Source organism: Aliidiomarina maris, assembly GCF_003987335.1.
Taxonomy (GTDB): domain Bacteria; phylum Pseudomonadota; class Gammaproteobacteria; order Enterobacterales; family Alteromonadaceae; genus Aliidiomarina; species Aliidiomarina maris.
In genome coordinates this window covers 34,391-51,347 of sequence record NZ_PIPK01000018.1, presented here as the reverse complement: position 1 = coordinate 51,347, position 16,957 = coordinate 34,391, and the positions used below count along the sequence as shown (strand labels likewise).

General features: G+C 48.4%; 18 protein-coding genes. 10 read left to right on the top strand and 8 right to left on the bottom strand.

Annotated elements, in window-relative coordinates; translation table 11 throughout:
- From CWE07_RS13520 to CWE07_RS13510, 3 genes are all read left to right on the top strand, one after another.
- Window positions 1-823, top strand: an 823-nt coding sequence (locus tag CWE07_RS13520; RefSeq protein ID WP_476723715.1) for a ferredoxin reductase domain-containing protein, incomplete at its 5' end; no start/stop codon positions are given.
- A gap of 249 nt (window positions 824-1,072) precedes the next feature.
- Complete coding sequence (locus tag CWE07_RS13515) at window positions 1,073-1,489, top strand: hypothetical protein (RefSeq protein WP_111570393.1); 417 nt, start codon at window positions 1,073-1,075, stop codon at window positions 1,487-1,489.
- 162 nt (window positions 1,490-1,651) lie between these two features.
- Window positions 1,652-1,987 carry a hypothetical protein gene (locus tag CWE07_RS13510; protein WP_111570394.1) on the top strand — a complete coding sequence of 112 codons (336 nt, stop codon included), beginning with the start codon at window positions 1,652-1,654 and terminating at the stop codon, window positions 1,985-1,987.
- 8 nt (window positions 1,988-1,995) lie between these two features.
- On the opposite strand, the gene CWE07_RS13505 is transcribed toward CWE07_RS13510, so the two are convergent.
- The 6 genes from CWE07_RS13505 to CWE07_RS13480 all read right to left on the bottom strand — a co-directional run bounded on the left by CWE07_RS13505 (window position 1,996) and on the right by CWE07_RS13480 (window position 7,264).
- Window positions 1,996-2,613, bottom strand: a complete 618-nt coding sequence (locus CWE07_RS13505) for a TetR/AcrR family transcriptional regulator (protein WP_241974151.1) — start codon at window positions 2,611-2,613, stop codon at window positions 1,996-1,998.
- 81 nt (window positions 2,614-2,694) lie between these two features.
- Window positions 2,695-4,044, bottom strand: coding sequence for a magnesium transporter (mgtE, locus tag CWE07_RS13500; RefSeq protein ID WP_111570395.1), 1,350 nt, complete (start codon window positions 4,042-4,044; stop codon window positions 2,695-2,697).
- An 11-nt stretch (window positions 4,045-4,055) separates the two neighbouring features.
- Entirely contained in the window at window positions 4,056-4,757 is a 702-nt protein-coding gene (locus CWE07_RS13495; protein WP_198679928.1) for a hypothetical protein, read from the bottom strand.
- 466 nt (window positions 4,758-5,223) lie between these two features.
- Complete coding sequence (locus CWE07_RS13490) at window positions 5,224-5,916, bottom strand: SDR family oxidoreductase (RefSeq protein WP_111570397.1); 693 nt, start codon at window positions 5,914-5,916, stop codon at window positions 5,224-5,226.
- A gap of 200 nt (window positions 5,917-6,116) precedes the next feature.
- Window positions 6,117-6,671 carry a BON domain-containing protein gene (locus tag CWE07_RS13485; RefSeq protein ID WP_111570398.1) on the bottom strand — a complete coding sequence of 185 codons (555 nt, stop codon included), beginning with the start codon at window positions 6,669-6,671 and terminating at the stop codon, window positions 6,117-6,119.
- 149 nt (window positions 6,672-6,820) lie between these two features.
- Window positions 6,821-7,264 (bottom strand): hypothetical protein, encoded by a 444-nt coding sequence (locus CWE07_RS13480; protein ID WP_111570399.1) that lies wholly within the window; start codon window positions 7,262-7,264, stop codon window positions 6,821-6,823.
- A 177-nt stretch (window positions 7,265-7,441) separates the two neighbouring features.
- On the opposite strand from CWE07_RS13480, the gene CWE07_RS13475 reads away from it, so the two are divergent.
- Window positions 7,442-8,773: a sigma-54 interaction domain-containing protein gene (locus tag CWE07_RS13475; RefSeq protein WP_111570400.1), complete on the top strand. Its 1,332-nt coding sequence runs from the start codon at window positions 7,442-7,444 to the stop codon at window positions 8,771-8,773.
- A gap of 7 nt (window positions 8,774-8,780) precedes the next feature.
- On the opposite strand, the gene CWE07_RS13470 is transcribed toward CWE07_RS13475, so the two are convergent.
- Both CWE07_RS13470 and CWE07_RS13465 read right to left on the bottom strand, forming a co-directional pair.
- Window positions 8,781-9,497, bottom strand: a complete 717-nt coding sequence (locus tag CWE07_RS13470) for a YebC/PmpR family DNA-binding transcriptional regulator (protein WP_111570401.1) — start codon at window positions 9,495-9,497, stop codon at window positions 8,781-8,783.
- Window positions 9,498-9,692: 195 nt separating this feature from the next.
- Window positions 9,693-12,218: a S8 family serine peptidase gene (locus CWE07_RS13465; protein ID WP_111570402.1), complete on the bottom strand. Its 2,526-nt coding sequence runs from the start codon at window positions 12,216-12,218 to the stop codon at window positions 9,693-9,695.
- A gap of 306 nt (window positions 12,219-12,524) precedes the next feature.
- On the opposite strand from CWE07_RS13465, the gene CWE07_RS13460 reads away from it, so the two are divergent.
- The 6 genes from CWE07_RS13460 to CWE07_RS13435 all read left to right on the top strand — a co-directional run bounded on the left by CWE07_RS13460 (window position 12,525) and on the right by CWE07_RS13435 (window position 16,825).
- A complete protein-coding gene (locus CWE07_RS13460; protein WP_126819021.1) occupies window positions 12,525-12,908 on the top strand; it encodes a hypothetical protein in 384 nt (127 codons plus the stop codon).
- A 21-nt stretch (window positions 12,909-12,929) separates the two neighbouring features.
- Window positions 12,930-14,405, top strand: a complete 1,476-nt coding sequence (locus CWE07_RS13455) for a hypothetical protein (protein WP_111570404.1) — start codon at window positions 12,930-12,932, stop codon at window positions 14,403-14,405.
- A 269-nt stretch (window positions 14,406-14,674) separates the two neighbouring features.
- Window positions 14,675-15,136 (top strand): hypothetical protein, encoded by a 462-nt coding sequence (locus CWE07_RS13450; RefSeq protein ID WP_111570405.1) that lies wholly within the window; start codon window positions 14,675-14,677, stop codon window positions 15,134-15,136.
- 8 nt (window positions 15,137-15,144) lie between these two features.
- Window positions 15,145-15,651, top strand: a complete 507-nt coding sequence (locus tag CWE07_RS13445; RefSeq protein WP_241974150.1) for a curli production assembly/transport protein CsgE — start codon at window positions 15,145-15,147, stop codon at window positions 15,649-15,651.
- Between the two features lie 9 nt (window positions 15,652-15,660).
- Window positions 15,661-16,068 (top strand): curli assembly protein CsgF, encoded by a 408-nt coding sequence (locus CWE07_RS13440; RefSeq protein WP_111570406.1) that lies wholly within the window; start codon window positions 15,661-15,663, stop codon window positions 16,066-16,068.
- Between the two features lies 1 nt (window position 16,069).
- Window positions 16,070-16,825, top strand: coding sequence for a CsgG/HfaB family protein (locus CWE07_RS13435; protein ID WP_111570407.1), 756 nt, complete (start codon window positions 16,070-16,072; stop codon window positions 16,823-16,825).
- Window positions 16,826-16,957: the final 132 nt, after the last annotated feature.

Here is a 16,957-nt window from a genome sequence, read left to right as displayed (position 1 = left end):
GCCGCAAACTGATGCGCGCCACGTTAACCTGCAGTTGAAAAGTACTAAGTTTATAACGCCGATGTTGCGCGAATTGTGCTTTGAAGTGCTGGACCGCAAGCTTGATTACGCAGCCGGCCAGTATATGCTGTTTACCATTCCGGCTGGAGCAGGTCGCAGTCGCCCTGAAGACATTCCTGAGCACTTCCTTTCGCAGTGGCAGCATATTGAAAACACAGAATATATGCATAGCGCTGTGCAAAGAAGCTACTCCATGGCGACAGCTGCAGGTGGCAAAGAGCTGGTGTTCACCGTGCGTTATCAACCGCAAGCAACAGACGCGCCATCGCCAGGTATTGGCTCTTCATTTTTATGTAATCTAAAACCTGGTGAAATCATTGCTGCAGAAGGCCCTTTTGGCGACTTTCAAAGGCAACCAGGCGCTCAACGCAAACTTTGCTTTATCGGTGGCGGCGCGGGAATGGCGCCGCTACGAGCGCTCATGCAAGAAGAGCTGAATGATACAGCATCGCGACCGATAATCTTCTTCTACGGTGCGCGAAATCGCCATGAGTTACTCTATTACGATGAGTTTATGCAGCACCAACAGCGAGGTGAGCTGACATTTATCCCAGTGTTGTCTAAGCCTGAAAAAGCGTGCTTATGGCAACAGGATGTCGGTTTTGTGCATGAGATTGCGGGGAAATGGTTGCAATCTCAAAGCGTCGACGCGTACGATTTTTACCTCTGTGGCCCACCTTCTATGCTCAGCGCGACGCTGACTATGTTAAAAGAGCACGGCGTGGATGAAACACGCATCCGCTATGATGATTTCGGTAGTTAGGCAAGTAACTGCTTGTTATCACGAGCCATAAGAAAAGCCCTGAAACTCGAATGCTTGAGTTGTCAGGGCTACTTTGTAGTTGCCCGTTGGTATGCGACGCCGCTCAATAATTGGTTTCGACACAGGTTACTACACCAAGAACCTAGAGCTCCGGCGTAGTTTCTGCTCTGTGATATTGCATACAGTGGCTTAATTTTTGCACCTTACTTTTGCAAAGTTATAGTGCTAATTAAAAGAGAAGGAACGTCAATGGAAATTAATACAACGTCACCGAATGCAAACGTTATGGTCAAGAGCTTAACGGAGCAGAGATCTCAGCAACCAGAAACTCATGTTAAGCACGCATCCGAAAGTGTTCGTCAGGAGAGTAACGTCGACTTCAGAAACATGAGTCGAGACGATTTAAAAGAGTGGATTAACGAGCAACTTCAAGCAGGAAATATGACACTTGAAGAGAGCATGCCATTTATGCTCATGACACTTAACTTGGATGCGCAAGCGCTAGAGCCAACAAACGGTTCCGAGCCGGTAAATTTCATGGAAATGGCGAAGAACGTAGCTGAGTTTCATCGTTCAATTGGTAATAACGACTCCGCTGATGCACTTGATCGCGCTCTGGATATCATGCGCAACGAGCAGCGCGGGCCGCTTAGTATTACCGTGTAAGAAACTAGGTCAATTACCGCAAAATTGATTGCACTTTCGATTGCCGATTACCTAACACATCCACACTTTAGTGACACTCACCGAAAACCCGTGTAGCTTAGTGATGGCAACAATTTGCCAATAATCGGCAAATCACAAGGAATGACTTAATAGGCCTGTCCAATGGCATTCACGGTAGCAAAAACTTGTCGCTATCAAGATACCCTGCTTGAGGTGCGTTATAACGTTCTGACGTCGCGTGTGGTTGTGCAAGCTGGCGAGTTTCAGGTATTGAAGTCGCACTTATGGTGGCCGTATCAGCGCCGTCATTTTAATGTCGATGGTATGCCTTTCTTACTGACCGCGCGGCTTTACCCCGTGTGCCAATTTTCGCTATTCGCTGACGGCCAACCAGTTAACACCAACTTATTTCCGAAGTTGCGGAGCCGTTCGCTGCTGTTTTTTATTACCGGACCAATCCGCCACACGGTCATGTGGCTGTCTATAGCGCTGTCGTGATTCAAAGTTTAAGTCCACAGGCGAATACGCTTACCTTGGGTTAAGGCTTGTTGCAGGCGCTCGCGTGTGCGCGCCTGGTGCTTGGTTGAGTCCTTCAGCCAGTGCAGAAAAATAGTCGCAAACAAACTACTCAGTGCAATTTCCTGCCCGATTCTGGCCATATGCGTGGCTTTCAAATCGGCGGCCTCGCGAAACCATTGTACGGTGCGGCTAATACGCAGCACCCCTGCTGCCTGCAAATGAATATGCCCAGGCTCAAGTTTATATAACAGCATATCGGCGGTCAGTTTATGGTGGCGCGCTAAGAAGTCGAGCCATGATTGCATCGCCAAATTTAAGCGTTGGGTGCGGTTCAGGCTTACGCCCTGTTGTGGGAAGCGCGACAGCATGTGGGCATCAGCGCGGTCAAACCAAGCGTCGACGAGATCATCTTTTTGTTTTACATGCTGATGAATATCGGCGAGAGATACTTTTAAATAGCGGGCAATTTGAGTCAGCGTGAGGCGCTCCCAGCCGTTGATGTCGCCCAGCGTTAATGCGGCATTCAGAATGGTATCGGCGCTGATACTGTCTGTTTCGATAAGGCTTGGAACCAGTGCGCTCTGTTGAGGGGTTGCTTGTGACATAACATATACTCAAGGCTCAGCAATGAACCTTGAGTATAGGCATAAAGTGACGTTTTCCCCAAAAGCCACCGGAAACCTGTGCTAAGCGCTACCCAGTACGGTGACCGCAATATAGAAGTACAGCAACACACCAACAAAGTCTGCAATTGACGTGATCAGCGGTGCGCTCGCCGTTGCAGGGTCAAGCTTTAAGCGTGAGAGTAAAAACGGTAGGCTCATGCCAATCATGCTCCCCGCTAGTACTACCGCCACCATAGATATCGATACCACTAGGGCAATATCGGCGCCACCACGGTAATGACCTAAGCCGTATACCGTTGCCGCCATCGCTAAGCCAAGCAGTAGAGCGACCCAGAATTCGCGACCTAGCGTTTTAAGCCAGTCTTTCATTTCCAAGTCACCGGTCGCGAGTGCCCGCACCATTAATGTCGACGCTTGAGCACCGGCGTTACCGCCGCTATCGACCAACAGCGGCAAAAAGAACACCAGCGCGACGTAGGTCAAAATGGTGTCTTCATAGCTTTCAATCACCCCGCCTGAAAACATATTGGCAAACACCAATACAATTAGCCAAGGTGCGCGTTTAGCAAACATGGTCCACGTGCTAACTTGGCGCAAAGACACGTCTTTGAGTGCCAGCGTACCACCGCCTTTATGGAAATCTTCGGTGTTTTCTTGCACGTCGACGTCCATCGCGTCGTCCACCGTGACGATACCAATTAAGGTCTTGCCGCCGTTGATAACCGGTAACGATAATAAGTCATAACGACGAATTAGATTGGCTGCATCTTGCTGTGGCTGCTCGGCATGCACTGATATCACGTCAGTGCGCATCACGTCGCCCACAACCGCGTTATCTTGCTCAGTCATAAGTTCGCGTAGCGACATTGTGCCAATTAGGCGTTGATCCTTATCTACCACGTACACTTGGTAAATGGTTTCCATATTTGCCGCATTGTGGCGCACGAAGCGAAGTGCATCGATGACCGTCATATTGTCGGCTATCGCGACGTAGGCTGATGTTGCAAGTGCGCCAACGGTACCTGCTTCATAGGCAGCAAGTTTCAAAATATCGTGCTGCTCTTGCTTGGCTAGCTTTGGTAAAATCTGCTGCTGATCCTGAGCCGGTAAACGCTGATATACATCGACGCGCTCGTCCCGCGCCATCGCTTTGAACAAGCGCAATTGTTCAGTTTGCTCGATGACCTGTAGCAGTGCGTCTTGATACAACGGGCTAAAGTAACCGAACAAGCTAGCGAACTGCGGACTTGGTAATTTAACGAGTAGTGACGCGGTTTGCTCAATCGCAAGCTCCTCAAGCACTTCGACAATGTCGGCGTCCTGATACGTATTAACCAATAAGAACCAGTCATTTGCGTCGTGTTGTTCTAACTGGCGTTCAATCAATGCTTTTAATTCTGTGTGCTGCATTGTGCTACTCCTTACAACGCAATGTTCAAGCCAACAGCAACGAGGTTGCTACGTACTTCAAAGTCACGGCCAAAGCTGGCGTCTAGTTCGACGCGTGATGACAAAACGCTGCGTAAACCAAGGGCGGCTGCGGGACTATCACGGCCTACCCCTGCAGTTTCCGCAATCAAATCAAAGCGTGAGGTCAGGCCGACGGTGGCTGCCGCGCCCCAAGTGGCCCGCCACTGCGACTCAATACTGTCGTATTGACTACCCAAATTGATATGTAGCATCGCGCTTTCATTCAGTTCACGGCTATAGGGCAAGTTAATGAAGGCCCCCTCAAAGCTGTCCAGTTGTTGATCGCGCACGGCGCCAATGGACAATGCCAAAGCACCGCCATATAAATCGCCGCTCAACATGGTTTTAAGCTCCAAGCCATAGCTGGCAAGTTCGCTCTCACTAGTGTTGTACTCCAGTGGAATGCCGATTTCCCAGCCATTGCGGGTGGTGCATAGTGGTTGTGCCACCACACTATGGGTCGCATTGGGCTGGTCGACACGGTCTTGGGCTGATGCTGAAGCGCGCTGTGCCCACACTTCCAAAGCACATTCGCCTGGTGGCGTAATGTCGGCATCGTCCACTAAAAAGTGGCCGCCATTGGCATGGGCAGTTAAATGCACGGCGGTAGACAGCACACCGATAGTGAATAAAGGTAAGGTATTGCGCATCATATTTCCTTTTTGAACTTAGGAAAAACAGTGCAGTGCTGGTGGAAGTACAGTACTCAAAGACATCGATTTCCAGGCGCGATCAGCTTACAGCTGCATGTCGCAGAAACACGATGTTTTTAAGTGCTAGAAGAACATTCTTAATTGAATAAGCAGATTCTTACAGCCTTCAGCTCACGTCGTCAGTGTGCTGAGAGCTGCAAGACTAAACGATTAGGCAGGCAGAACTTGGCGCACGGCGGCGAACGTGTTGCACATAAGTTTTTCACTTATGACATAACTAATTTTAGCGAAGCGACAACTCGGAGGTTCCGCGTGGCTACTATTTGCGTTCATAGTTCTCTCGTTTGGTTACTTGCACATACAAGCGGCGCAAATAATACACAGATCAAAAAAATGCGCAAACTTTTTGACCTGTGTTTATAGCCTCTGTGCTCGGCTTTCATTCGCCGCCTTTAGCTCGCTGACCCTAATTCGCCGGCATCAAATAGATTTCGCGTACGCAATTACGCGGGTTCGCTTCGATAGCGTGAAGTACAGCGTCTGCGACGTCTTCAGGCATTAACTTGTCTGGTTTAGGCTCGTCAAAAAATGGCGTATTTACCATACCTGGCGCTATGGTGGTGCAGCGGCCTTGCCATTCCTTCATTTCTTCGGCTAAGTTGCTGGCGAAGCCATGCACAAACCATTTTGTCGCGCCATACACTGAACCTGGAATGGTTCTGCGACCTGCTGCTGAGCCGGTCATAATGAAGTGACCGGTGGTCTTTCTTAGGTGACTAAGCGTCAGCTGAGCCGTGTATAACAGCGCATTGATATTTAGCCGTACCATCGCGTCCCACTGCTGCGGGTCGCCTTGCTCAACGCCTGGGCTTTTGACACCCGCGCCAGCGTTCGCAAATACTACATCTAAACGCCCAAAGTGCTTCACCCCGCGTTCAACCACTTTTTTAAGGGCGTCGTAGTCGGTGACGTCAGCGCTTAGTGCAAAGGCTTGTTCATGACCAAGCTCATCGACTAATTGGTCTAATTTGTCCGCGCTTCGGGCAGTCAAAATAACTTTAAGTCCGCGCTCGACGGCTAAACGCGCGGTGGCCTCACCAATACCACTGCTGGCACCAGTGATGAGTAAAACTTTGGCATCTTTGTGCTCTGAACTCATATCGACTCCTATCTAGCAAATGCTTGATTCACATAAAGAATGTTGCAGTAGTGAAGTAACTATAGCAGCTCAATCAGGTTTTGCTTGTCGAGTTCGTAAGCCGCGAAATAAAAAAGCGGCCTCTTTTAAAGAGGCCGCTTGTAGTATGGGTGTGCAATTCCGTTTGCACAAAATAACGTGTGAATTGATAGCGCTAAGGCTTAACCACGCACGCGCAGGTTGTCACGCACGTCACGAACACCGTTGGTGTTGCGTGCCATTTCAACGGCTAAATCACGTTCTGCACTGCTGTCAACATGGCCATTCAAAGTGACGACAGCTTCATCGACTTCGACTTCAATGTCGCGACCACTGACATCACCAGACATCAGTAAGCGTGATTTCAATACCGTGAAGATACGGCCATCGTTTAAGGTAGCGCGAATGCCGCCGTTGTCGTCATCGTCGCTGTCTTCAGTGCGTACTTGAAGCTCGTTGTTGACGCGGCTTACACCATCAATACCTTCGACTAACTCTTCAGCCAAAGCTTTATCGGTGCTGGTTTCAACTTCGCCTTCCAAGGTGACGACGCCGTCTTCGACAGACGAGCTAATGCGAAACGCATTCAGGTTGGTGTTAAGCATTAATGAGGTTTGAGCTGAACCATGAATCCACGCATCACGTGCTTCATCTTGCCAGTCGTTGTTCGCTTGCGCTGAAATGCTTGCTGAGCCAAGCGCTACGGTAATAAGTGCTGCAGTTAAAGTACGTTTCATAACAGTTTCTCCTGATTAGAAGTTCAGAAGAACCGTTGCTAGCTTCATGCCATGTTTACAAGCTTATGTTTTAACTGTGTTTTTACTGGGTAAGCACAAATAATAACGCTACGTTCATGTAAAATGTACACACTCACTCAGTAAAAATTTCACGGCGCTGGCTGCGAAAATGCTTGCTGGCTGCGGTATTGAACTTTGAGCGCGCCGAGTGCGTCTTGATTCACCTGCAGTGATGCTGCGAATTGCGATAACTGGGTGCTCATAAGTTCATTGTCGGTCTGCTTAACGCTGACTTTCAGGGCGTCTAAAGCGATCTTTTCATGGTTATCTAAGAAGTCCAAAAAAATAAGGTTTTCATAGTTTTGGATATTTTGTTCAGCGGCCTCGAACCAGCCAATGGTGTGGTTCAAGCTGGTGTCTTCAGCATCATTATCATGCGTTTCAAATGACGCGGTTAAATTGAGAAGCTGCTGATAAATGTCGAACCGCTGCTGAAAAATACGACGAATATTGTAATCATCAACTTGATGCATAGCAGAGCGATAAAAGCGGCAGCTGGCTTGGCTTAAGGCGCGAATTTGGTGTAACTGCATAGGGCCTCCGGGAACGTACAAGTTCTATCAAAATAGGTCACGATGTTCTGCGTATGTCATCAAGGTATTCAATTGCCGTACCAAATTTAAATCTTTGTAAAGGTACAAGCGTTTAAATGGTTCTTTTCTATACTTTCGAAATGTTTTCGGTAGAGCATATTCGTGAGTGGTCCCATTATGCCGCAACCCCGTTTGTTTTTGCACGTAGAAGACCCGCTATTGGAAAGTCATCTAATGCGTTTGCCTGCTTTACGCCAATTTATGTTGGTCAAAAGTGCAGCGCATACTTGTTGGGTTGAGCAGTTGGCGCGTTCCGAGTGTGCCAGCGCGCTAATTTGTTTACAGCACTTTGATGCACAACAGCTGCAGCGTGTGCAAGACACGCAAGCGCTCAAGGGCGTTGATTTCATGGTACTCAGTTCAGGCAAGCCTAACCCAAATATTGACAACTTACTACTGCGTAAAGCGGGCTATCACTATCGTCAGCCGTTTAACTTCGACCACATTGAAGTGACATTGACTGATTTTTACACCCGCGGTACACATGCTAAAGCGAAAGCCCATCAGGTGCTAAATAGCGAGCTTGAGCAGTTCGGGTTTTTGCTTGGGTCCGACGCCTGTATGCGCGATTTATATCAGATGATCGCTAAAGTCGCCGATTACGAAGCGCATGTATTGGTGATTGGCGAAAGTGGTGCAGGTAAGGAGCTGGTCGCTAATACGCTGCACTGCGCGAGTCAACGTGTTGATAAGCCTTTCGTTGCGATTAATTGCGGTGCCTTGTCAGCGGAGCTCATTGATAGTGAACTATTTGGCCATGTGAAAGGTGCGTTTACCGGTGCTATTCGCGATCACAAAGGTGTATTCGAGCAGGCCGAAGGCGGCACCTTGTTCCTTGATGAAGTGACTGAAATGCCGATTGAGCAGCAAGTGAAGTTGCTGCGGGTGCTTGAAAGTGGCGAGTATCGCAAAGTCGGCGGTAGTGAACTAAAGCAAACCAATGTGCGCGTAGTGGCCGCAACCAACCGCGATCCGCAGGTTGCAATTCGTGACGGTATGTTGCGCGAAGATTTATATTTCAGGCTGGCGCAGTTCCCCATTCAAGTGCCGCCTCTGCGTGCTCGTGGCGACGACATTGAAGGCTTGGCGAAACACTTTCTGGCCTATCGGAATAGCCAGGAAGGCATGGCTAAGTGTATTAGCGTTGAGGCCATGCAGTTAGTGCGCAGCTACCATTGGCCGGGTAATGTGCGTGAGCTCAAGCATGCCCTTGAGCGCGCATTTATTTTGGCCAACGACAGTATTGAAACCCAGCATTTAATCTTGCAAGAGCAACCGATTAGCGAGGGGCAAAAAATCCGCCTGCCGCTTGGGGTGCCGTTAAAAGAGTTAGAGGCTGCGGCGATATCACAAACTTTAGCCGCACACCAAGGCAACAAAACGTCAGCGGCAGAACAGCTAGGTATCAGCGTTAAAACGCTGTATAACAAGCTTGAGAAGTACCAGTAACGCTGAGTTAGAACTCAGCGTTATGATAAACCTTCTGTACATCGTCGACGTCTTCAAGCATGTCGAGTAGCTTTTCTAACATAGGTACATCGTCGCCAGTCACTGCGGTCATGTTTTGTGGTACCCACTGAATGTCGTCAGTTTGAAAGTCGACGTCCGGCATTGCCGCAAGCAATGCTTGGCGAGTTTTCGCATATTCTGTATGTGGTGCAAATACGGTGACTACGCCGTCTTCTTGTTCGACATCGGTGACATCCACATCCGCTTCCATTAATAGCTCGAGCACTGCATCTTCGTCATCGCCGGCAAAGGCAAAAATGGCGCAATGGTCAAACATATGCGAGACACTGCCCTGCGCACCAATATTTGATTTGGTTTTGGTGAAGCAATTGCGCACATCGGTATAAGTACGGTTGTTGTTGTCAGTTAAACATTCAACGATCACCATGCAATTACCTGGGCCGAAACCTTCGTAACGGGCCGCTGAGTAATCTTCCCCGCCACCACCTTGGGCTTTATCTAAGGCTTTTGAAATAACGTGAGCAGGCACTTGGTCTTTCTTGGCGCGATCCATCAGTGAACGCAGTGCAAGGTTGGCATCGGGGTCTGCACCACCTTGCTTCGCCACGACATAAATTTCGCGGCCATACTTACTATACACGCGGCTTTTTTGTGTTGCGGTCTTGGCAATTGAATCTTTGCGGTTTTGAAAGGCACGACCCATAACTTACATCCTGAAAACTGGTTAATAACAAATAATAGGTCGAATATTACACCTTGGCGGCGGATTAATCTATGCGCCTCTACTGGCCATCCAGCGCATAAACCGCGCTAAATCCAAGGCAAAAAATAAGGCACCTGATCAAACAGGTGCCCTAGAGCTAAATCACAGCGTATCTAAATCGCCCAAATCAGAGACTTAGAATTGTACCGTGACTGATGTACAACCAGCGCGCGAACCTTGTTGAGGACACACGTTGTATTCAACACTACTTGCAGAGGTCGTGAAGCGGTCACGAACACGGCCGTTGTTGAAGTTACCGATAAACGTACCATCGCGGTACACATCAGCACCTGACTCGTCAGCACCTGAAATGTTCATTTGTACCGTCGCAGAGCCTGAACGCAGTTTCACTGCACTTAGCACGTCTACATCAATAGTTGCGATGTTCAACACTAAAGTTTCAGTGACTGAAGCCTGTTGTCCTTCACTGTCAGTCACTGTCAACGATACTGAATAAGTACCTTGCTCAGCATAGGTGTGAACTGGACTTTCTTGGCTTGACGTAGCGCCGTCACCGAAATCCCATGCGTAGCTGACAATGTCATAATCCGCAGAGCTACTATTGCTAAAGCTTGCAGTTAAGCCATCTAAAGTCCAGCTAAAGCCAGGGCGTGGTTCACCTGGGACTGGGTCACTATCACTTGCAACGCTTAAGGTCAGCCCCCAGCTATTTAAGCGGCCTACGTCAGCTGCAGCATTATCTGACACAAACAGCGTCCAATCACCCGTGATACTTTCGCCATTGAATGCGCTTAGGCTCCAAGTGTCGATAAGGTCATCGGCACTACCGCCAGAGCGATCGTGCAACGTGTGAACAGTGCCTTCTGGCGACGTTAAGCGCACAATCAAATCACCACGCCACGTGTGAGTGATATTAACCGACACGTCGGTGCCAAAAGTAACACCTGAATCAGCCACCGAGATAACGCTTGTTACGCCGTTCGGGTTGTTGTCAGGAATCGAAACTTGGGTGCTGTTGCTGTAGGTTAGGTCGACCAAACTAGCTGGCAATACCATCAACTCAGCACTTGCACTACCGGTAAACTCACCGCTTTCGGTGTCGCTTGCACTCAGCTCGATGCCATAGCTGCCCCATTGCGTATCACTGTCGGTGTATACCGTTAGCGTAACGGTTTCGCCGGCAGCAACTTCAGAAGATGACAAGTCGTAGCTTAACTCTGGTGAAATAGAGATACTAAGCGCAACGTCACCATTCCAGTCGGCAATACTTGCAACGGTTAAATCGAATTGAGCATAGTCACCTGCACTCACCTCTTGGCTGCTCGGTGAGAATGACACTGAGAAACCAGGATCAGGGTCAGCGGCTAATAACGCTTGGTACGCGTTAAGACGCTTGCCTGACGCGGTGCGGCCAGCTAGAGCAGGAATTGAATCGCCTGAGCTCATCAAAATATCTTTGACTTCAGTGATACTTAGATCAGGTTTAATCGCCCACAATAATGCAGCCGCGCCAGCTACATGAGGTGCAGCCATTGAGGTGCCTGACATATATACATAGCCACCGTCTAAGTAGGTAGAACCAATGCTTGAGCCTGGTGCGCCTAAGTCAACTGACACGGCACCATACGTTGATGTGCCAGCGAGCCGATCGTTACGGTCAGTGTTAGCTACGTTGATAATCCCTGGTAGGTCGTAGGCACCCGGGTAAGAAGGCGATACGTCTGAGTTCAGACCATTGTTACCTGCGGCAGCAACAAATAAGATACCTGCGTCGTTATGGGTTTGAATGGCTGAACGTAACGCTTGTGAGAATCCGCCGCCGCCCCACGAGTTGTTGGTGGCAACGATATTCACGCCATGATTGACTCGTAGGTTGGTGAAATAGTCGATACACGCGATAGCGTCAGAAGTGAAGCCGCCGTCTGGACCTAAGAAGCGACAACCCGCTAACTGTACATCCCATGCAACCCCAGCAACACCGATACCGTTATTTGCAGCAGCGCCGATAGTGCCCGCTACGTGCGTACCATGGCCACCGAAGTCCATTGGGTCACCAGAACCTGTGATTGCATCAAAGCCGTGACAGTCGTCAATCACGCCTGTGCCAGTATCATCGATACCGTTATCGCAAATTTCGCCTGGGTTGTGCCAAATATTGGCGACTAAATCTGGGTGGTTGTAATCGATACCTTCGTCAATAACCCCGATAACGATATTGCGATCACCTTGAGTAATTGACCAAGCGTCTAGCGCACTGATATCGGCGCCAGGTGTACCACCGTCTTGCCCAGTGTTGTGCAAGCCCCACAATAAACCGAAGAACTCATCGTTCGGTGCGTTCATCGGTTGAATGTCAGTAACCTGAGTGGTTAAGCGGTAGTTTGGCTCTGCCACTTCAATGAGTGGATGCTGCGATAAACGTTTCAATACGCGGTCGCGCTGAGCGGCATTCGCCACTCGAATGGTGTTAATCCGGCCTTCGGCTACGTGGCGCATGCGCAGGTCACGACCCGCTTCGTCGGTGGCGTGAAGTAAACCGCCAACACTACGCACCAGTGCTTCACGCTCTTGCTTGGATACAGCAGGCTTAAAGACGACCAATAGACTTTCGTCATCGGCGCTGGGCGAGTTCGCTGCTATCGCCGAGCCCGCGAACAAGGCTAACGATATACCCGCGACTAAAGTTTTCAGCTTAGTCATTAGAATTCTTCCTCAGATGTTTGGTTTGTTTTTATGTTGCGAAAAATCGCATCTGAAGAATTAGCACACTTTGATTTGTAAAAAACTTAACAAATAAAAAATGCCGATAAATTGACCTAAAGCTCTTAGTCCCTGTTGCTATGTTGTGTTTTTGTTTATTTACTTATGCATCTGTTTTTACTGTGTTTTTATTGTTGAGGGTACTAAAACGGAACTAGAAAAAAATGACCCAATAATACGATTGTTGTCATGCGAGCAGCCTATAACCTTACTGCCGTGTTTCCACTTAAATGGTCTGGGCAAAACATGGCTAGATTAAACGCAACTGGGGTAATAACGGCGCTGTTAACGCTATGGCTAGCACTTCCTGTGCAGGCTAATCAGCAATTATCAGCACCGTTGAAAAGCCTCATCGAACGTGAAGCCATGGGTTCAATACATGCGCAGGCGTTTGACCAAAAAGCGCAGTCATCAGTGCTTGAGCAAGTAGGCTATGGAAACCACATGTATCTATTACAACAGGGCACTGGCAACCGAATTGTCGCGTTACAACATGGCGTTGATCTAACTGCAAACATCATCCAAGTGGGCACTGATAACCATGTCCAGCTGGCGCAATATGGTGACGGCAGACAGATTACTGTAGAGCAATTTGGGCACCGAGCCGCTGTACTCATTGAGCAGTACTAAAACAACAACAAGGGGACAATCATGTCTATCTTTTCTGGTAAAAAAAGTATTCTAGCGATTGCAGTCAGCTTGGCAGTGTCTGGCGCAGCAGCCGCAAGCAGCAACCAAACTCAGTTAACTCAAACAGGTGAAGACAACTTGGCGATTATCGACCAAGCGGGTTCTTTACATATTGCGGTTGCACAGCAACAAGGCGACTTAAATGAATTAAGCGTGATTCAGGACGACAACTTCCAAATCGCGCAGTCAGCTCAAACAGGTGATGACAACTTTACCTCTATTGAGCAATACGACACCTGGCACGAAGCTTATTCATTTGTGATGGGTGACAGCAACGACGTCACTATTTATCAAGATGATTTCTACAACGTTGCTGACGTCTTTGTCATGGGCGATGCCAACAGCGTTGATGTGCTGCAAGACGGTGCGCTGAATGAAGGTAACGTTGGTTTATCAGGTGATGAGAACTCCGTTGAGTTAGTGCAAATTGGTGACCAAAACTGGAGTACGCTTGAATTCACTGGCGACCGTAACACTGCTTCAAGCATCACTTACGGCTCTGGTAACGAAACTGCGGTGTTATTTGGCTTCGGTAGCGATAACTTAGTCGACATTTATCAGGACGGTGATGCCAACGTATCAGGCCTGGTTGGGTTGTCTGGTGACGACAACGTATTCTTCTCATACCAAGAAGGTACTGGCAACGTATTCATCGGTTATGACATCGCGGGCGACCAGAACGTTATTGATGTGTTCCAAGTAGGTAACAGCAACTTATTCTTACTTGACCCATTAAATGGTGACGATAACGTTGTATTCGCAGACCAACGTGGTGACTTCAACGTCATTGAAGGTCCTTCAGGCGTGGTTGGTGACTTGAATGAAATCGACGTGTATCAAGCGGGTTCAGATAACTTAGCCTTGTTTGAAACCCAAGGCGATATGCACAACGTTACCTTGGTGCAAGAAGGTGACTTTAATCAAGCGATCGGCTTGTCTTACGGCGATAGCAACATGGTTGCGGCCAGCTCAACCGGCGACTTTAACTTCAATGGCGTCGCTGCGGACGGTGAAGGCAACAATATCAGTTCTGATCAAGCGGGTGATTTCAACTTCGCCATCGTTGAATTCCAAGGTGACAACAACGTTGCATCGCTGACTCAAACTGGCGACTTCAACGAAGCTGACATTTTTGGTGCTGGCGCGTCGAACACTGCACTGACTGCAACCCAACAAGGTGACTTGAACTTAGTCAACATGCTTGTTACCGGTTCAATGAACAGCATCGCGTTGTTACAAAGCGGTGATATGAACTCAATCGTCGGTTTAGGCGGTATGAGCTCAGCATTCCAAGTTGGTGGTAACGGTGGCTCAGTGTCAATTTCACAAGTGGGTTCATTTAACACTGTGATGGGTCAGCAAATGAGCGACTCGAGCGCTATGAGCATTCAGCAAGTAGGTAACGGCAACACGGCTATCGTTAGCCAAACCAACTAAGTTGAGTTTGTTGAAAAAAACCACCGATTTATGCGGTGGTTTTTTTTGCTTTTTCTTTCTGCTTGCCCATGGGTAAGTACGATAAAGGTACTACAAGTATCGGCTTAGATAACGCCGTCAAAAATACTTTAAATTATTGTTTTTATAGGGCTTAAGGTACTTATGAGGTCGTTCTCTGGGTGCTAAAAATAGCCCGATAATACGATTGTTACCCAGCGCCAAACAGCTAATGTAGTACCACTAGCACGGATATTCCAAAGGAATCCATTATGGCTGTCAAAAAATATACATGGTTAGCAAGCTTGCTCAGTCTCGGTACTGCAGCCTATTTGTTGACCCCCAGCGTGGCGGCTCAAGAGTTACCAGTTGGTCTTGCAGGCCTTGTTGAATACTCACAAATGTCGTCATTACAGTCAATGTCGGCACCTTCTGGACAGGGGCATACGTTGCGCCTTGAGCAAAATGGCTATGCGCAAAATGCTGTGTTAACACAGTCTGGCTATGCCAACCACATGCACATATCGCAAGTGGGTGTCGGCAACCAGATTGAAGCCACTCAAATTGGCAGTTTTAATCAAATTATGGGTAGCCAAGTTGGTAACGACAATAGTGCCTTTATTCACCAAGAAGGGCATTACAACACCGTGCATATTCATCAAGTTGGTCAAAGCTCGATGGCGTCTATCGCACAGTACGGCTCGCACATGACGATGTCCGTGACACAATATTAGGCCAAGCGATGTGTAGCCGCACTTTACCGCAATTAACCGCGCACGCTATGGCTATATGCCTGGTGTGCAGTGTGCTGATGTGTTGCGCTGGTCAGGCGCATGCGTCTACCAGTCAGGAATCGGCGCACGAGTCAACGGTGTCAGGCTTAACCTTACCAGATATTCCGGTACGGCGAGGTGCCGCCAATGATCAACAAATCGAGTTAAGTGGTTTAGTGCTGGATCGCACAATTACACGCTTCGGCAAAGATTTCTTCTTTTACTACACCGGGTACTGGCGTGACATTCCAGACACCGAAGGCCTTACCGTTGTCATTCACGAGCAGGTGTTTCCTCAGGCAGGAACTCGTCTATGGGTAGAGCTAGACCAGCAAACTATCTTTCAAACCTATTTTGGGCGTCGGCATTCAGATGTTAAGAAAGTTGCAGAGCAAGCCATTCTTATCAGTTTAGATAGAGTGATAGACATCAAAGCGCGCAGTGCTGCCGACTCAATTTTAGAAAAATTACAATAAGGTGAGCATATGAAAACCCTATTCAAAGCATCTGCCATAACCGTGGTCATCGCTGCAGCATGCATGTCGAAGCCTGTGATGGCAACACAGTTAGTGTATGAACCTATCAACCCCAGTTTTGGCGGTAACCCGTTGAATGGCTCGTTTTTATTGCAAAAGGCACAAAGCCAGAATGCACACCGTGCTGATACCAGCCAGCGTTCATTTGTACAGCGCTTCCAAGAGCAATTGGAACGCAACATCATCAACTCGTTAACTCGCCGCATTGCCGATGGTGAGCTTGTTGAAGGTATTTATGACACAGGTGAGTACACGGTCGAAGTCATTGGTCAGCCAGATGGCAGTGTGCTGGTGTATATCACCAATAACGCAAGTGGTGAATTGACGGTCATCACGATGCCAGGATGGGGAGGCTAACATGCGTAAAATCCTAGTCGTAGCGCTGACCAGCCTAGTCATTTCTGGTTGCTCCATGGTGCCCAAGCCGACCCACATGAATATTGAACCGGCGTCGATAGATCAGCGTAGTTCAACGATGGAATACCTGCGTGAGCAACCACGTCCAAGCTCACCGATCCCAGTGACTGTATATGCTTTTCGTGACCAAACAGGTCAGTATAAGCCGCAAGCCAATGTGTCGAGTTTCTCTACCGCAGTCACTCAAGGTGGTACCTCGATGATGATGCAGCTGCTGCTTGATTCTGGCTGGTTTTCGCCGTTAGAGCGCGAAAACTTGCAGAACTTGCTGACTGAGCGTCAAATTCATAATTCAGCTCGTAATGGTCAGGAATTACCGCCACTGCGCGAAGCTCGGTTATTACTTGAAGGTGGCATCATCGCTTATGACACCAATGTGACTACGGGCGGTATCGGGATGGAATATTTCGGTATTGGCGCGTCAGAATTGTACCGAGAAGACCAGGTCAGCGTGTATTTGCGTGCGGTGGATGTGCATACGGGGCAAGTACTGATTTCAGTGTCAGCCACTAAGAAGGTGTTTTCAATGGAGCTACGCGCTGGTTTATTCCGTTATGTTTCTTTGAATCGTTTACTTGAGGCAGAAGGTGGCTTTTCGATGAACGAACCGGTTCAGCACTCGGTGCAGCGTGCTATGGAAGCAGCATTAGTTGAATTAATTGAAAAAGGACAAGAGCGCGGTTTCTGGCGCGCATAAGATTTCCAACCACGATTGAAAAGCTGCTTTGTTGCAGCTTTTTTTATAAAAAAGATCACCGAAATATCACCGTTTTGACCTAGTTCATTGGCATCTTAAATCTATCGATTTTGTTTTATCTTGTTGATTTAA

Excerpts from the sequence above, each read along its gene's own strand:
- CWE07_RS13480 (WP_111570399.1), bottom strand. The coding sequence starts at position 7,264 with ATGCAGTTACACCAAATTCGCGCCTTAAGCCAAGCCAGCTGCCGCTTT.
- CWE07_RS13515 (WP_111570393.1), top strand. The coding sequence starts at position 1,073 with ATGGAAATTAATACAACGTCACCGAATGCAAACGTTATGGTCAAGAGC.
- mgtE (WP_111570395.1), bottom strand. The coding sequence starts at position 4,044 with ATGCAGCACACAGAATTAAAAGCATTGATTGAACGCCAGTTAGAACAA.
- CWE07_RS13435 (WP_111570407.1), top strand. The coding sequence starts at position 16,070 with ATGCGTAAAATCCTAGTCGTAGCGCTGACCAGCCTAGTCATTTCTGGT.
- CWE07_RS13445 (WP_241974150.1), top strand. The coding sequence starts at position 15,145 with ATGTGTAGCCGCACTTTACCGCAATTAACCGCGCACGCTATGGCTATA.
- CWE07_RS13490 (WP_111570397.1), bottom strand. The coding sequence starts at position 5,916 with ATGAGTTCAGAGCACAAAGATGCCAAAGTTTTACTCATCACTGGTGCC.
- CWE07_RS13495 (WP_198679928.1), bottom strand. The coding sequence starts at position 4,757 with ATGATGCGCAATACCTTACCTTTATTCACTATCGGTGTGCTGTCTACC.
- CWE07_RS13455 (WP_111570404.1), top strand. The coding sequence starts at position 12,930 with ATGTCTATCTTTTCTGGTAAAAAAAGTATTCTAGCGATTGCAGTCAGC.
- CWE07_RS13475 (WP_111570400.1), top strand. The coding sequence starts at position 7,442 with ATGCCGCAACCCCGTTTGTTTTTGCACGTAGAAGACCCGCTATTGGAA.
- CWE07_RS13465 (WP_111570402.1), bottom strand. The coding sequence starts at position 12,218 with ATGACTAAGCTGAAAACTTTAGTCGCGGGTATATCGTTAGCCTTGTTC.
- CWE07_RS13460 (WP_126819021.1), top strand. The coding sequence starts at position 12,525 with ATGGCTAGATTAAACGCAACTGGGGTAATAACGGCGCTGTTAACGCTA.
- CWE07_RS13440 (WP_111570406.1), top strand. The coding sequence starts at position 15,661 with ATGAAAACCCTATTCAAAGCATCTGCCATAACCGTGGTCATCGCTGCA.
- CWE07_RS13450 (WP_111570405.1), top strand. The coding sequence starts at position 14,675 with ATGGCTGTCAAAAAATATACATGGTTAGCAAGCTTGCTCAGTCTCGGT.
- CWE07_RS13470 (WP_111570401.1), bottom strand. The coding sequence starts at position 9,497 with ATGGGTCGTGCCTTTCAAAACCGCAAAGATTCAATTGCCAAGACCGCA.
- CWE07_RS13485 (WP_111570398.1), bottom strand. The coding sequence starts at position 6,671 with ATGAAACGTACTTTAACTGCAGCACTTATTACCGTAGCGCTTGGCTCA.
- CWE07_RS13510 (WP_111570394.1), top strand. The coding sequence starts at position 1,652 with ATGGCATTCACGGTAGCAAAAACTTGTCGCTATCAAGATACCCTGCTT.
- CWE07_RS13505 (WP_241974151.1), bottom strand. The coding sequence starts at position 2,613 with ATGTCACAAGCAACCCCTCAACAGAGCGCACTGGTTCCAAGCCTTATC.